Annotated in this window: 13 protein-coding genes; 10 read left to right on the forward strand and 3 right to left on the reverse strand. The window is 43.1% G+C overall.

Translation table 11 applies throughout. The features are described 5' to 3' along the window. Positions 1 to 12: 12 nt before the first annotated feature. The 8 genes from ABC371_RS07190 (at position 13) to ABC371_RS07225 (ending at position 11,588) form a co-directional block, all read left to right on the forward strand. Positions 13 to 4,992 (forward strand): LysM peptidoglycan-binding domain-containing protein, encoded by a 4,980-nt coding sequence (locus ABC371_RS07190; protein WP_412896162.1) that lies wholly within the window; start codon positions 13 to 15, stop codon positions 4,990 to 4,992. 412 nt (positions 4,993 to 5,404) lie between these two features. Continuing rightward, a complete protein-coding gene (locus ABC371_RS07195; RefSeq protein ID WP_412896163.1) occupies positions 5,405 to 6,478 on the forward strand; it encodes a YecA family protein in 1,074 nt (357 codons plus the stop codon). Between the two features lie 148 nt (positions 6,479 to 6,626). Next, on the forward strand, positions 6,627 to 6,992 hold the full coding sequence (locus ABC371_RS07200; RefSeq protein ID WP_412896164.1) for a hypothetical protein: 366 nt from the start codon (positions 6,627 to 6,629) through the stop codon (positions 6,990 to 6,992). A 132-nt stretch (positions 6,993 to 7,124) separates the two neighbouring features. Beyond that, the gene (locus ABC371_RS07205) at positions 7,125 to 7,253 is read left to right on the forward strand and encodes a YwzD family small protein (RefSeq protein ID WP_412896165.1); all 129 of its coding nucleotides are present in this window, start codon (positions 7,125 to 7,127) and stop codon (positions 7,251 to 7,253) included. A gap of 327 nt (positions 7,254 to 7,580) precedes the next feature. Next, positions 7,581 to 8,552 carry a Gfo/Idh/MocA family protein gene (locus tag ABC371_RS07210; RefSeq protein ID WP_412896166.1) on the forward strand — a complete coding sequence of 324 codons (972 nt, stop codon included), beginning with the start codon at positions 7,581 to 7,583 and terminating at the stop codon, positions 8,550 to 8,552. A gap of 577 nt (positions 8,553 to 9,129) precedes the next feature. Further along, complete coding sequence (locus ABC371_RS07215) at positions 9,130 to 10,809, forward strand: methyl-accepting chemotaxis protein (protein ID WP_412896167.1); 1,680 nt, start codon at positions 9,130 to 9,132, stop codon at positions 10,807 to 10,809. Between the two features lie 51 nt (positions 10,810 to 10,860). Then, positions 10,861 to 11,010 (forward strand): hypothetical protein, encoded by a 150-nt coding sequence (locus tag ABC371_RS07220; protein WP_412896168.1) that lies wholly within the window; start codon positions 10,861 to 10,863, stop codon positions 11,008 to 11,010. Between the two features lie 44 nt (positions 11,011 to 11,054). Then, positions 11,055 to 11,588: a nucleotidyltransferase family protein gene (locus ABC371_RS07225; RefSeq protein ID WP_412896169.1), complete on the forward strand. Its 534-nt coding sequence runs from the start codon at positions 11,055 to 11,057 to the stop codon at positions 11,586 to 11,588. 26 nt (positions 11,589 to 11,614) lie between these two features. On the opposite strand, the gene ABC371_RS07230 is transcribed toward ABC371_RS07225, so the two are convergent. The 3 genes from ABC371_RS07230 to ABC371_RS07240 all read right to left on the reverse strand — a co-directional run bounded on the left by ABC371_RS07230 (position 11,615) and on the right by ABC371_RS07240 (position 13,701). Next, positions 11,615 to 12,064 (reverse strand): hypothetical protein, encoded by a 450-nt coding sequence (locus ABC371_RS07230; RefSeq protein ID WP_412896170.1) that lies wholly within the window; start codon positions 12,062 to 12,064, stop codon positions 11,615 to 11,617. A 116-nt stretch (positions 12,065 to 12,180) separates the two neighbouring features. Then, complete coding sequence (locus tag ABC371_RS07235) at positions 12,181 to 13,113, reverse strand: LCP family glycopolymer transferase (protein WP_412896171.1); 933 nt, start codon at positions 13,111 to 13,113, stop codon at positions 12,181 to 12,183. A 177-nt stretch (positions 13,114 to 13,290) separates the two neighbouring features. Then, the gene (locus ABC371_RS07240; RefSeq protein WP_412896172.1) at positions 13,291 to 13,701 is read right to left on the reverse strand and encodes a hypothetical protein; all 411 of its coding nucleotides are present in this window, start codon (positions 13,699 to 13,701) and stop codon (positions 13,291 to 13,293) included. A 164-nt stretch (positions 13,702 to 13,865) separates the two neighbouring features. Between ABC371_RS07240 and rbsK the strand changes: the two genes are divergently transcribed. Both rbsK and ABC371_RS07250 read left to right on the forward strand, forming a co-directional pair. Continuing rightward, the gene (rbsK, locus tag ABC371_RS07245; protein ID WP_412896173.1) at positions 13,866 to 14,780 is read left to right on the forward strand and encodes a ribokinase; all 915 of its coding nucleotides are present in this window, start codon (positions 13,866 to 13,868) and stop codon (positions 14,778 to 14,780) included. Between the two features lie 4 nt (positions 14,781 to 14,784). Next, positions 14,785 to 15,702, forward strand: a complete 918-nt coding sequence (locus ABC371_RS07250) for a nucleoside hydrolase (RefSeq protein ID WP_412896174.1) — start codon at positions 14,785 to 14,787, stop codon at positions 15,700 to 15,702. The last annotated feature ends 13 nt before the right edge of the window (positions 15,703 to 15,715 follow it).

The raw sequence follows: 15,715 nt of genomic DNA on the forward strand, positions 1-15,715 counted from the left end.
GAGGTGTTCCGTTTGGAAATTCAAGGATACAAGCTTGTAAAAGATAAGGATGAGTATACACTAGTGATTTTCTTGGACTCGCAAATGACAGAATTTGCATCCGAGTTTGGTGGGCATTTTCAACACGAAAAAAAGGACCTGAATACACAAATTCGGAATCTCGTTAAACAAAAATTCCCACATCTGCCGATTAGGGTTGCGAAGGTGCTAGCGGGTTCAATGCTGATCACGACCTTTTATTTAGGAGCAACCGCCCCTAAAGTTGGAGCGCAAACCATTAGCGGTCAAACCCAGGCAGTCAACGACATATACACGGTAAAAGCAGGTGATACCTTATACTCGATTGCCATGCGCTACAATGTGTCGGTGGATTCGATTAAAAAAGTTAATGGGCTTATGACAAATATGTTGTTTGTTGGTCAACAACTGAAATTGCCGTTTTTCACCTATACGGTGGCCTCAGGCGACACCCTTTACAATATTGCAAAACGTTATAACACAACCGTTGACCAAATCCGTACAGCCAACCAATTAAAATCAGACATGCTGATGATTGGACAAAAGTTGCGGATTCCACTGTTGGAGGCAACACTAGCGCCACAACCTGTGGAGGAAACAGAGACGACAACCGCTCCTGCGCCAACACCAGAAACGTTCACATATACAGTTGCCGCGGGTGATACGTTGTACGGGATTTCCACAAGATTTGGTACGACGGTTGACGAGTTAAAGTCACTCAACAACCTAACGTCAAATGTGCTAAACATCGGCCAGGTCCTGAAAATTTCGGGAAGTGAGGTTACACCGACAAATCCAACGCCAACAGCACCTGCTCCGGAACCAACACCTGTCACATCGAGCTATACGGTTGCTGCAGGTGACACCTTATACAGCATTTCACAACGATTTGGCACAACCGTCGATGCGATTCAGACTACGAATAATTTAACAACGACAAATTTATTTATCGGCCAGGTGCTGACGATTCCTGATGGGCAGGCAGTTCCTACTACACCGGAAGAGCCTATACAAGAAACAACACCCGCAATTAAACTAGAAGCACCAACATTGGTTACTACTCAAGTTATTAATAGCCAATCAGCTGCCGCCTATCCGGTGAAAGGAACAGCTGAGCCTGCATCGCGGGTGCAAGTTGTCTTTTTTGATGGAGTAAATGCACCGATCACGACGGAAGTACTTGCGAATGAAAAAGGTGAATTTAGTACGTTTGTGAATCTCAGCAAATTGCGTGACGGTCCGATCTCAATTACGTCTAAAGCCGTTGATTCGTCTGGAAATGAAAGTGGCATGACGAAGCTATCGTTGAAAAAAGATACCACGGTGGTGGCGCCCATTTTTCAAGAATTACAAGACATCACTGGTAAAAATGTAGCCCAGTATACGTTCGCTGGAACGGCTGAGCCCAATGCGACGATTTCTATTCGCGCAACAGATGGTCTAAAACAAGCCGCAGAAACAACTATTAAATCGAATGAAAATGGTATATTCCAGACGGAACTTGACTTGTCTGGTTTGAAAGACGGTGCAATCACGATTACTGCAACCACAACTGATGCAGCACAAAATCGTTCAACACCAGCACAAGTTACTGTTACAAAGGATTCTATCGTGGGAGAGCCTGTCATAGACACAAAGCAACCCATCACCACACAAAATGCCAACAGCTACACATTGGTTGGAATGGCAGACCCAGGTTCGACTGTCCAAATTGTGTTATCAGATAGAGTGAATCCAGAAATAACGGTAGAAGCTGTTGCGAACGAAAGTGGCGAATTCCGTACAAATGTGGGCCTCCGCGCCTTAAATGATGGGGAAATTTTTGTCACAGCGAGTGCAGTGGATGAGCACGGAAATCAAAGTGATGTCGAGCAGGCAACTCTCATTAAGGAAACAACCCTTGCACCACCAGTCATTAATAATACAGAGATCATCAACAGTATGAATGCAACGACTTATCACATTTACGGAATGGCGCAACCGGGTACGACCGTGGATATCACGGTGTCTGATGGGGTGAATCCGGATATCATCACGTCGACAACTGCGAATGAAAACGGGGAGTACAATGTCGCTATTGATGTGAGTGCAATGTTGGATACGAATTTGACAATCTCTGCGTTTCAAACGAGTGCAGCCGGCATCACAAGTAATGTTAGTAATGTAACAGTTGAAAAAGACACAAAAGCACCTACCGCACCGATTTTTAATAACAATCATTTTATTACCGGTGAAAATCAAGCGACCTACGAGTTAATCGGGAAAGCCGAGGCAAATTCAGATCTTCAAATTCGTATTTTTAACGGAAATGGTCAGGAACAGGTTGTGACCGCAACCACAAATGAAAATGGTGAATACCGTGTTCCAGTTGATTTAACCGATTTTTCAGATGGAGATGTATCGTTTGAATTGACACAGATTGACCGAGCGGGAAATGTAAGCCCTGCAGTCACAAAGACCTTGGTCAAGGATACAGTGGGACCTAACACGATCCAATTGGAAACACCGCTCCCCATTTTTTCGGATAATGTGTTGGTCTACCCTATTCGTGGTGTCGTCGAACCACATAGTACAGTCGTGATCGAAATTTCAGACGGTGTCAATGTGGTCACGAAAACGGTGGAAACAGATGACGACGGTAGGTTTGAAGATATCTTTGACCTGAGTACGTTGAAAGATGGGGAGCTGACTGCTTCAATCCGTGCCAAAGACAATGCTGGAAACGTGGGCGAAGCGCAAAACATCACGTTTGAAAAAGATACAACGGCACCGGCTGGGGTGGTGACGAATCAACCAGATTTTGTGAACCTCGAAAACCAGTCCAATTTTACCATTACGGGCTCTAGCGTCGAAGAAGGTGCGACCATTGAGATGGTTGTTAGTGATGGCACGACAACGGTGACGCAAACTGCCAAGGTTGTAAACGGGACGTTCGGTGCCAATTTGAATCTGTCAGGGCTGAAGGATGGACCGTTAACATTTGAAGCTCGACAAACGGATCGAGCGGGGAATCGAAGTATTGCAGAGGCGTTGACGATTGAGAAGGATACAGTCGTTGAAAATGCAGTCGCAACGAAGAATGGCTTCCGCTATGAAAACCTGCAGTACATTTATACGGTGATCGGAACGGCTGAGGAGAACGCCAAGGTTGAGGTTTCCCTTTTTGATAATGATAAAAATGTACTCGTGACACGAATTGCAAATGCAGATGAAAATGGATTTTATTCTGTCGATGTGTATGTGGACAACGCCTCTAACGTTGCGTCGGCATCTGTTACGCAAACCGATGTCGCTGGAAATACGAGCGAGGTCACCAATGTTCCGATGAGTTCGTATGCCGTAACGCAAGGTGATACTTTGTATAGTGTCGCGAAGCGCTATAACACGACGGTTGATTCATTGATGTCATTGAATAACTTGACAAGTGACGTGATTCAGCCGAACCAAACATTACGCCTGCCGATTACAGCAAGCGAGGTTATCAATCTTGGGTATATGTACTTTGGCAACACGAAGCAATATGTAAATACCGTGAATTCCACGGGGCATGCGGTGAATATTGCGTCGCCAAGCTATTTTGATATTAATGCAGATGGAACACTTAAGCTCACCTATCAGGTTGACCAGAATTTTATCGAAACGATGCATAGACAAGGAGTGCGCGTTGTTCCATTTTTAAGTAATCATTGGAACCGTGATGTGGGTCGTGCGATGCTTGCGAACAAGGAGCTTGCGGCCCAGCAAATTGCCGATGCCATCGCACGCTATAATCTGGATGGAGTCAATGTTGATATTGAAAATGTAACTGATGCGGACCGCGCCAACTATACCGAATTTGTTCGGTTGCTGCGCGAAAAAATACCGCCGACAAAGGAGGTGTCCGTTGCCGTTGCAGCCAATCCGAATAGCTGGAATGCAGGGTGGCATGGGTCTTACGACTACACAAATCTTGCGAAGTACGCGGATTATCTCATGATCATGACGTATGACGAGAGCTATCAGGGTGGCGACCCTGGCTCGGTAGCGAGCTATTCGTGGGTTGAAAAATCAATTCAGTACGCGCTGGCACAGGATGTCGCACCGGATAAGATTGTTCTTGGAATCGCGCATTTTGGACGCTATTGGATAGAGGGGCAAAGCTATGGTGGTTATGGAATATCTAACTCGCAGGTCCAGACGTTGATTGATCGCTATAACGGCACCGTTGTGTTTGATGAGGTGAGCAAAACGCCAAAAGCGATTGTCACGATAAAAGAGGGCGATCCGGTGACATTCGTGAGTGGCGCTGCGCTTTCACCTGGAACCTACACGATTTGGTTTGAAAATGACGAATCGATTCAGGCAAAGCTTGGGCTTGTCGGCAAATACAATCTTCGCGGCGTCGGAAACTGGAGCCTCGGTCAGGAAAACAAAAGTGTCTGGAACAGCTATACGACAACATTGCCTAACACCGTACCAGTTGTATCGCCGGTCTACACAGGACCAGTTCAGAACTATAAAACGTACACAGTTGCTGCAGGCGATACGCTCTGGGTAATTGCGAACCGCAACGGTACAACGGTGAGTCAATTGAAAGATGCAAACGGCCTAACATCAGATTCGTTATATGTCGGACAGGTATTGCGGGTGCCAACGGATGAAGCGGTGAGTGTCGTAACACCGCCGACTCCGCCAGCACCTGCGTACACAGTGAATTATACAGTTGTCTCGGGCGATACACTGTCGGCAATAGCTGCTAAAAATGGCACCACCGTAACCGCTATAAAAAATGCAAACAACTTAACGTCAGACATGATCTACGTCGGACAAGTATTGAAAGTACCAACAAACGTAGTGGTGCACACCGTCGCTTCAGGTGACACCTTATACGGAATTGCCAAACGCTATAACACCACCGTCGCCAACATAAAAACGGCAAATAATCTAACAAGTGACATCCTAAGTATTGGACAAACGTTGAAGATACCAGTTTAAGTAAGGACCCGAATGCCTTGGAGGTGTTCGGGTCTTGCTTCTTTTTTGTTAGTGACAGTATTTTTCGGATAGTGACAGTATTGTTGATAAATGTGAGCGGCGGGAATTGTATGAAATCGACACAAGTATCTGTCGGTAACACAAATATGAGTGAATTCACGCAAAAATGTGTGGGCTGACGCAAAAAGGCTGAGAACGGCGCAAAAAAAGTGAGACCGAAGCAAATATGTGTAGGACGACTCAAATTCGTGCCCCGAGACGTAAACCCCGATTCTAAGACGCAAATATCAGTATGAAAACGCAAACCCGTGTGCAGACTACATTCTCTCTTCTGCAAAATGTTACCAACCACATTATTTTATAAGGATTTATGATATGATAGTGTCATAGTTAGAAGAGAAGGGTGAATGATTTGAAGGTTATTGGACGGAACGATCTTTGTACATGTGGGAGTGGGAAAAAATACAAAAAATGCTGTGGCCGGTCTGCGGTTGTTTCGATCGATCAAGTCGTAGAAAACGAGCTTAACGATATCCAGCATGATATGTTTCAATACGCATTTCATATGTATGAAGAGTTTTTAGATGACGTTTTGGAAGAGTATGCGGATATTTTTGATGAGCTTCCAGAGGATGTGTATGATTTATTCTCATTCTTTTCACGCGTTTGGGTGGTTAGCTCGATTCCGGTTGAGGAGAAAACGATTCTAGAAGAGTATGTCGACATCTATGGTCCAAAATGTAGTCGTCCACGTACGCGCGATCTTTTAAAGAAATGGAAAGAGGCGCGACCATCTGCCTACACGGTGACTGAGGTAGATGAGCGGGGAACCTATATGACGATACGTGATATTTTTACAGAAAACGAGCACCGCGTGCGGATTTATGAAACAGAGACGGGAGTCGAAGCAGGTTATTTTGTGTTCGGAACGTTATTGCCTGCTGGAGCGAACTCCATCTTTTTCCCAACATTTCTTGAGTTGCCAACGGAATTTGCGGGAGATATGCGAAATATGATCCTAGAACTCTTTGAAAAGAGTGGCGAGAGCAATCCGGTTGATTTTATGTCACATGAATTTATCAATGTATTCATGGTGTTTATGTTTGGAAAGGCGAAAATAACGGCAGAGGATTATCAGTGGAAGACGCCAAAACAGCAAGAGGTCGCCGAAATGTTCCAGATTCGAATGAAAGAGTACGATTACGATGAAGACATTATTGGGATAGGTCTTTCATTGTGGCATATGTATTGTGAGCGTAAAAATCCAAGGATTATCAAAACGGGAATTTATGAAGCCGCATTGGTGTATATGATTGAACAAATTTATCCATATGAGGGCACTTCTACTTATGAAGAGCTTGCAGAAGAATATGATGTGTCACCAAGCAGCATTTCCACAAAATTCAAGGAACTAGAGAAAATTCTTCTTGAGGAAATTGTGAAATACAAGGAACTTGTCGATCGCGATGAATTTGATGAAGAGTAATATATGCAACCCACTACCTGGGTTGTTTTTTTTGTGGGTAAAAAGAACTAACGTACAGACTTTCGACTCATTTTTACGGAAAATAAAGGAATTTGTCGGATTCCTGTGTAATTTGTATCAATGATGATACGAAAGGGAGGATTTGGAAATGAAGAAAATGGTCAAACTTTTAGGTATTGTGTTTTTACTGTTGATGCTTGTTCTTCCTGGAAACACCGCTTCTGCACATGGGGATGATTGCGAATGTGGCGTGACCTATTTGCAAGGAGCAGAGCGCAATAAGGCTGTTGCGAACACGTTGAAATTAACAGAGTTTAAGATAGTGAAGGCAGACCTAGGAAAAGAGGGCTATGAATTTGCCGGAGCGGATCAGGTAATGGTTGTCCATATGCCTTTTGAAGGAACCATTTTAACAATCGTTGCAGTTCCATTTGTACATAAAAATGGGGATGTATTATACGCAGGATTTACGAATGGAAAATTCGCTGGATTTCAAGGAGAACCAATGGAATAATTCAATGTTTTAACCCCTAACAAGCAGTTGGGGGTTTTTTTGTCGAAAATTTATAACAATTTTCCATTGCAAAATTTAGCGAATAGTGTAAAATGGATTTTAATTGGAAAATAAGATTGGTAGGTAAAAAGTATGAGTTCCGAACAACTTTTAAAAATAATGATTGACATCCAGAAAAAAGTAGAAGATACAGCTACGATTACCACAGAAGAGGTTATGCAAGATCTAATTGGTAGATTGAAAGAGTGTCAATCCGCTTAAGTTTAATATGTTACAAACCGAGCCAGAGGGATTCTTTGGCTTTTTTTGCGTTCTGTAAATAAAGCCCTTTCATAATCTCCTAAAATATGAGAATATAGATTTGTTGAGTATTAACTTTATTCAGCAGTCATCCACTACTTTTAGGAGTATTCATCTTTGTGAAAAAGTAAACAATTTGAGTGGCGGATAAAACAAAGTTTGAATAAAGTTAAAGCCTCCGGCGGATGCCACAGATTTTTAGCGGAAATTTATCGAGCGGGCTCGATAAAATCTGGTCGCAAATACGCCAAGGCGCATTTGATTTAATAAATAGGAGGAGGAACTCCGATGACAAAGGTTCGTTTTGGTGTTTTATCTACAGCGAAAATTGCGAGAAATACATTGATTCCAGCGATGGAGCGTGCTCATAATGCAGAGGTTGTGGCTGTTGCAAGTGAGAGTGGAAAAGCGAAGGAATTTGCAGCAGAACTTGGCATTCCAAAGCATTATGAATCCTATACTGATTTATTGAATGATCCTGAAATCGATGCCGTGTACATTCCACTTCCAAATCAATTACATAAACAATGGGCGATTGAAGCAGCGAAGCATGGCAAGCATGTGCTTTGTGAAAAACCAGCCGCTTTGACATCACAAGACATTGAAGAGATGTCGGCAGCTTTTAAAGAAAATAATGTCACTTTTATGGAAGCATTTATGTACCAATTCCATCCTCAACATAACCGCGTGAAGGAAATCATTGCATCTGGTGAAATTGGTGATGTGAAACTGATTCGTTCGTCGTTCTCCTTCTTACATGACTTAAATTCCGGAAGCATCAAGATGCAAAAGGAGCTTGGAGGTGGTGTACTGTACGATGTGGGCTGTTACTGCATTCATGCGAGTCGCTTGATTACGGGCGAAGAGCCGGTTGAAGTAAAAGCAGCAGCAAATCTACATCCAACACATGACGTTGATATTACCGCAGCGGGTACATTGAAGTTTGAAAATGGTGTGATTGCCAATTTCGATGTAAGCTTTGAGCAAAGCTTTAAAGCTTCATATGAAGTTGTTGGTACGAAAGGTTCTATCCTTGCAAAGCATGCATTCCGTCCTGACAATGAAGGTGGAAATGGCGTGCTTGTCATGAATGCTGAAGCTGGCCAGCGTGAAGAAACGGTTCAAGGTGACCAGTACAAACTTCAGGTTGAGCATTTTGCTGAATGTGTTCTTTCTGGTAAACAGCCGATGTACAGCATCGAAGAAACATTGAAAAATATGCGTGTAATTGAACAGGCGCTTGCGTCTGCTCGTAATTAAAAGTCAACCCACGGGTTGGCTTTTTTCGTTACTTCCTCTTTTTACTGCTTTTAATTTAAAAATACTGTCGTTAACATGGAGTTAACTGTCGATAACCTTAAAACACTGTTTTTAATTCGAATTTACTGTTTTTAGCAAATCCCTTCCTCAAATCCACCAAAATTTTTCTAGTAAACATGTATATCTACCAAAATTGTGGAAATACTAGATTACTAGTGATAGAACGTAAAAAACGGAACCAGAGGAACCGTCCCTGTGGTTCGTAAGGAGGAATTCTAGTGAAAACAGGTGTTGAGTTGCCAGAGGTGTTACCAGTTAATAGGGAAGATTTTTTGAAGTTATTGCTAGATTTAATAGTAAAAAAGTAGTGGGAATCGTGGTGTCGAGTATTGTTGAATGGTATGAAAACTTATATACTATTAGGTAGAAAATCATATATTTGTAGAAAAGGGAAAACTCTCTGAAAAGGGCATAGGGTCGATGCAACAAAATATATGAAGCGTTTGAGCCAATCTAGTAGAATTGGCTTTGTTTTTTGCCTTATCTATTACTATTCAACAAGAAAGAGGTACTATAGATGAAAAGTATTCGTACGCGATTATTTGTTAGCTTTTTTGCCATCATTATCCTTTGCATTGGCTTAGCGGCATATAATTATTTTTCAGTGTCCAATATGAATCAAAAGACGGACGACATGTTGTCCGAGGAACTCACGGTTTTACTAGAATACAATAGCTTAAAATACAACATTGCACAGAGTATTGCGTTGGCTCGTGGATATGTGTTGTATGGGGAATCTTCCTATAGAGATCATTATGACATCTATTCCGTGGAATATGATTTAACCGATCGAAAGCTAAGCATGATGAAGTTAAAAGAGGTTGAGGTCCTTTTACGCGAAACGAAAAAATGGCGTGATTTGATAAATGAAAAGGTGTTCATTCCTTATGATAGCGGCAATACAGATCTTGCAAAGCATAATCTACAGACATACGTCCAGCCTGCGGCTAGGGGATTGATGGATCAAGTTGAACAGTTATCAAAAGAACGAGAACGACAAATTGTATCGACCGGTAAGGACGTTGTGAACTTTGGTGAGAGTACGAACATTGCAGGACTTGTGGTGGCTGCAATTGCGATCATTTTAGGAACAATTATCTCCATTTACACATCAGTAGTGATTGCAAGACCAGTGAAAAATGTGGCAAACCGGATGAAGGCGATCTCGAATGGTGAGCTTTATGCTGAGCCCATTAAAACGAAGCTAAAAGACGAAATTGGCCAGCTGGTAACAGCAGTTAATGATATGAATGAGAACTTAAGAGGTATGGTCAAGCAAATGTCTGTTGTTTCAGACCATGTGACCGGTCAAAGTGAGGAATTGACCCAGTATGCGGATGAGGTCATGGCTGGTAGCCAGCAAATTGCGGTCACAATGGAAGAACTCTCTCGCGGTGCTGAGGACCAGGCATCTTCATCCACTCTTTTAATTGAGAAAATGTCCAATTTCTCGCAGGAAATCATGCAGGTTGCGGTGAAGGGTGAGGACATTAAGGAACAATCTCAGGGCATGCTGAATTTGACCAACGATGGCAGCGCCTATATGGAAACATCGATTCAACAGATGAACAGTATTAATGAAAAAATGAAGCAGTCCCACACGATGGTGGTTGGGCTAGATAACAAAACAAATGAAATTACGAAGCTTGTGAATGTGATTCAGGAAATCGCAGGACAAACGAATCTTTTAGCATTGAACGCAGCGATTGAGGCAGCAAGAGCAGGTGAACACGGAAAAGGCTTCGCAGTAGTCGCTGACGAGGTTCGTAAGCTTGCTGAACAGGTTGGAAAATCGGTTGCTGAAATAACGGTGATTGTAAAAGATATTCAAACTGAATCGAAGCAAGTCGTTCAGTCCTTGGATGATGGTTACCAATCTGTTGAGGAAGGGACCGCACAAATCCAAACAACTGGTGAAACATTTAATGCATTAAAGCGGAAAATCGATGAAATTAGCACTCAGTTCGAGTCCATGTCTAGCTCTCTCTACGGTGTGCTTGATGATACAAGAGAAATCAGCGGAGCAGTCGAAGGGATTGCAGCTGTGGCAGAAGAATCTGCAGCGGGTGTCGAGCAAGTATCGGCAACTGCCCAACAATCGAGCAGCTCAATGGAAGAAGTTTCAAAAAGCGCTAAACAACTCGAAGGAAACGCTGGCGAACTCAACACCTTAATCCAGCAATTCAAGCTAAAGTAAATTGTGGGACATGGGGACAGGTAACTTGTCCCGTAGAGGAGAAAATTTGACATGGTAAATATTGGAGACATTCTTTTTCAGTTATTTGCGTTTCTCGTTCCACTAAGTTTTATTGCAGTTCTCATCTATGTCGTGCGTTTTTCAAAGCGTGCCAAACGAATGGAAGCAAAGCTTGATGAAATTTCAAAAAAAGTAGAGTAAGACTTGGGAGATGATCTCAAGTCTTTCTTTTTGGAGGAAGCATTGTGATTGAAACATTAAGGGAGATAGCAGCTACTGTTGATGATCGAAAAATCGTTTGGGGTGTTGGCGGATCGCTATTACTAAGTTTTTACGGACTTGTTCAGCATCCAAATGATATTGATTTGTTGGTGAATGAAGAGGACGCTGTATGGTTCAATAAGAAACTTGAGGTGCTTGGAACACCGATTGAGGCGAAATCTTTACATCCTTTTAGAACAAGACATTTTGCGAAATTCAGGGTTGGTCGGTTTAATATCGATAGCATGGGGGGATTTGCGATTGAACATGAAGAAGGGGTTTATCGGTTGCCATTTGACGAAAACTCGCTGGTTGGTCGTGTTGATGGAATCCCTTTAAGTTCACTGGAGGATTGGTTTGTTCTTTACCTGTTCATACCAAACAGACAGGATAAGGCAACACGGATTGAAGAACATTTTAAAAAGAATGGCGTGGAGCATCCGTGGCTGCTAGCACGTGCTTTGAACCAGCCATTGCCGCATGAGATTAGAGAAAAAATCGAAAAGATCTTGGGATAAAAAAAGGATGCCTGCGCGGGCACCCTTTAATTTTTTACACTCATTTTTACATTTCGGAACATGAATGTGGTTTTCTCTTGCTGGTTAGTAAGCACCATTGCATCGATTTGCGACGTGGTTTCTTGAAGCTCAACCTCAAGCTGAATCGTTCGCCAAGGATCATGCAAGCCAATCACCGGGGATACGCTCTCCGCTAAAAAAGTTCCGCGTGCATCAGTCTCGTCGACAAGTAAATAGACGGCGGTGTTGCCCTTCACCTGGACCTCGAATACAATCGTTTCGCCACCCTTAACTCCTTTTGGTGAAAACACAAATCCCTCGTTTTCCTCTTCGCCCTTCGTTTTTACTTCAAATGTACCTTCCTCCACCTGTACCACAGAAGCACTCACTCCAAAAAATGGCGACTTCTCCGCAGCAGTGGCTGGCGACATGAATAAAAATAATAACGTTATAAAAAATACAATCTTAAGTTTCATTATGAGAACCTCCTTTGGGACACAGGTCCGTCGTCCACTTAGTATATGGAAAAAGGAGGAAAATATGTAAGGTGTAAAAAAAAGCAACCGATACGTGACCGGTTGCTTTCAGTAATTTATTTAATTTCCAAATGTTGTTTTAAACGAGATGAGACAGCTTGGCGCTCTTCATCGGAGACAATCCAGTACCACTTGTCAAGGGTTTGCCCAACCCCATCGATGCTATATTGCTCAATGTTATGACGAGCATCCTTATATTTCGATTGGATGGTTTTCATTTCATCAAAGGAAATATCGGTTGTTACGTTCGTGCCAAGTGCACCAAGAATGTCATCAATTTTTGTGACAGAAGTGAAGCTTGCCCCTTTATCAATAATCCCTTGAATGACCTGCTTTTGACGGTCCTGTCGACCAAAGTCACCACGAGGGTCGTCATAACGCATACGCGCATATTTAAGTGCTTCCTCGCCATTTAAGGTCTGCGGACCTTCCGTGAATGAGGCGCCCTCATAAGAGAATGCCAGTGTACTGTTCACCTGGACACCACCAAGCGCATCAACGATTTGCTGTAGACCTTCCATGTTCACTTTTACATAATAGTCGATTGGTATATCTAGGAAGTTCTCAACGGTATCAATCGTCATATCAACGCCACCAAATGCGTATGCATGGTTGATTTTATCCTGAGTACCCCTTCCCACAATTTCAACACGAGTATCACGCGGGATGCTTAGCATTTGCATCGATTTCGTGTTTGGGTTAACGGTAACCACGATTAACGAATCAGTACGACCTTTGTCGCCCGAGCGTTCATCAACCCCCATGAGCAGGATTGAAATCGGGTCTGCTTTTGATATATCAATTTCCTCTGTACGCTTATCAGATGGACCGCGGTCGCTGTGCATTTTTCCAACTGTACTTGCAACAGATTGATATAAATAAACGGCGTATCCACCGATGGCTAACAATAAAACAAGTGCGATCATTCCAATAACTTTTGGCCATTTCCGTTTCGTTTTCTTATTCGAATGGCGGTCAACTCGACTCATATTTATCAACACCTTTTCGTAGATTACTAGTTGAATTAATAGTACACAAGTATTAGACGTTTGAGAAGAGAAAAAGTTACAGAGTTGGTGAAAAAAAATGTCAAATCTTGCGGGAAAATTGTCGGAAACATTTCAAGTACTATCGTCTTTATTAAAATGAAGCTTACTTTCGACAAACTAATCCTCGTTATCTATAAATTCTTCCATCTCTTCATGGGTAATGCCATAAGGAGCACCACCTGATGTAAAGCCAGCGATAAATGCGAATGTCTCATCATGATCTTCATATTCATTGAATCCTAGTGCATGTCTTCTTTTTTCTTTACGTAGTTGTTTTTTTCGTTTTCTTTCTTCAACTAAATTCTTGATACGTTTCCTATCTTGACCACTTATTTTAACTCCGAGCCTCCTCAATTCTTTCATTGAATTTATAAGGTTGAGGCCAAATGTCTTTGAATAGCTTTTTATAATATCATCGCCTTCGAATTGAGCGACCCATTCTTTGCCTTTTTCCATTCGCACATCTTTCGGTAATCCCCAGAACCTCTTTTTAGGACTCTTGTTCCCTTTTTTCTTTTTCCGTCCCATAGGTAAACTCCCCATTTCACTTTGCTACGGCTTCTTAGTTTGTCTATAATATTCTATATGAAACTCGCGTTTAGGGACAAGGGGACAGGTTCATTGTCCTAGGAAAAAAAAATGGTGGGACGCGGAACCTGTCCCTATGTCCCATTAAGATTGGGGGAAGTCTGATGGCTGCGGATATTGTGGTTGTAGGTAGCTTGAATGTGGACATGGTGGTGAATGTGAAGCAGCGGCCAGAATGGGGAGAAACGGTTCTCGGTCATGGTTTTTTTACAGGGAATGGTGGAAAAGGTGGCAACCAAGCGTTTGCGGCTGCGAAGCTTGGGGCATCGGTTGCGATGCTCGGCTGCGTAGGAGAGGACATGTTTGGTGAGCAGCTTTTAAAAGGCTTGAGCGAAGTTGGAGTCGACACTTCTTCTATTGAAAAAATACCCGACGTTTCGTCCGGTGTGGCTGTGATTAGTGTGAATGGAGAAGGAGAAAATAGCATTATTGTGTCACCGGGTGCCAATGACCATGTGACACCAGAATATGTAAGAAAACATGAGCAACTCATACGTAAGGCAAAACTTGTTATGCTGCAGCTGGAGATCCCTCTTGATACTGTCATCGAAGTTGCGAATATCGCTCATACATACAATGTTCCAGTTATGCTAGACCCTGCTCCGGCACGAACGCTCCCTGATGAGCTTTATAACAAAGTGACCTATCTCGTTCCGAATGAGAGTGAGTTAGGAATTGTTGCTGATGCAAAAATTTCGGATGCGGAAACCGCAACAGCGGCCGGCACGAAGCTCTTGATTAAAGGTGTCGATACGGTATTTGCAAAGCTTGGTGGGAAAGGAGTCGTCGTGTTGCGGGAAAACGAAACCTTCTTTGTCGACCCGCACACGGTGACGACAATTGATACGACGGCAGCAGGTGATGCATTTGCGGGGGCGCTCGCTACAGCACTCGTGAGCGGGAAAAGTCTGCAAGAAGCCACTGAATTTGCAAACGCAGTTGGCGCATTAACCGTTACAAAAAAAGGCGCACAAGCCTCAATGCCAACAATTGAAGAAACACGTAAATTTTGGAGGTAAAACGATGAAGAAAATTATTTTTGATGTGGATACAGGAATAGATGATGCGATGGCGATTGCCTATGCAGTCAACTCACCAGAGCTTGACATTCTTGGATTAACGACGAGTTACGGAAATGTTGCGGTTGATGAGGCGACACGAAACACCTTAGCAGTTTTAGAGAAACTAGGAAAAAAGATCCCGGTATATGCGGGTTCTGAAAAGCCACTAGTCCGAGGAAATCGTGATGGTTTTGCGAAAAGGGTACATGGAGAAGATGGTTTAGGAAATGTATTGGATTTTGAACCTGCTACGACCGCTGAAACCCAGTCTGCGGTTGATTTTATCATCGAACAGGTCAAAAAGCTTCCCAATGAAGTCACCATTATCGCAGTGGGACCGTTGACAAACCTTGCTCTCGCGCTTCAAAAGGCGCCAGAGATTGTCGAACAAGTTTCCGATGTGGTGATTATGGGGGGTGCGGTCTTTGTGCCGGGAAATGCGACACCACATGCTGAGGCGAATATTTTTACAGACCCCGAAGCGGCTAAAATCGTGTTGTCATCAGGTTTACCGATAACCTTGGTAGGGCTGGATGTAACGATGCAGACCTTATTGCCAAGAGAAAAAGTAGATGCATGGCGAGGTTCTGAAGTAGGTGACTTTTTCGCAGACATGGTCGGCTTTTATCATGACTTTTATGAGTCCGCTAACCCAGGAATCGGTGGCTGTGGCCTCCACGACCCATTGGCAGTAGGTGTAGCGATTGACCCAAGCTTAGTGAAGACGAAGGACATAGCAGTTGACGTGATTTCTGAAGGAAAAGAAGATGGAAGAACCGTACCAGTACCGGAAGGAAATCCCCAAATTCAAGTATGCACCGAAGTCGATGCACCAGCATTCTTGGATCACTTTTTAAAAAGAGTGCCCATTGCACAATAGAATTTTCAAACCC

The organism is Bacillus jepli (assembly GCF_047238305.1).
Taxonomy (GTDB): Bacteria; Bacillota; Bacilli; order Bacillales; family Bacillaceae_L; genus Ferdinandcohnia.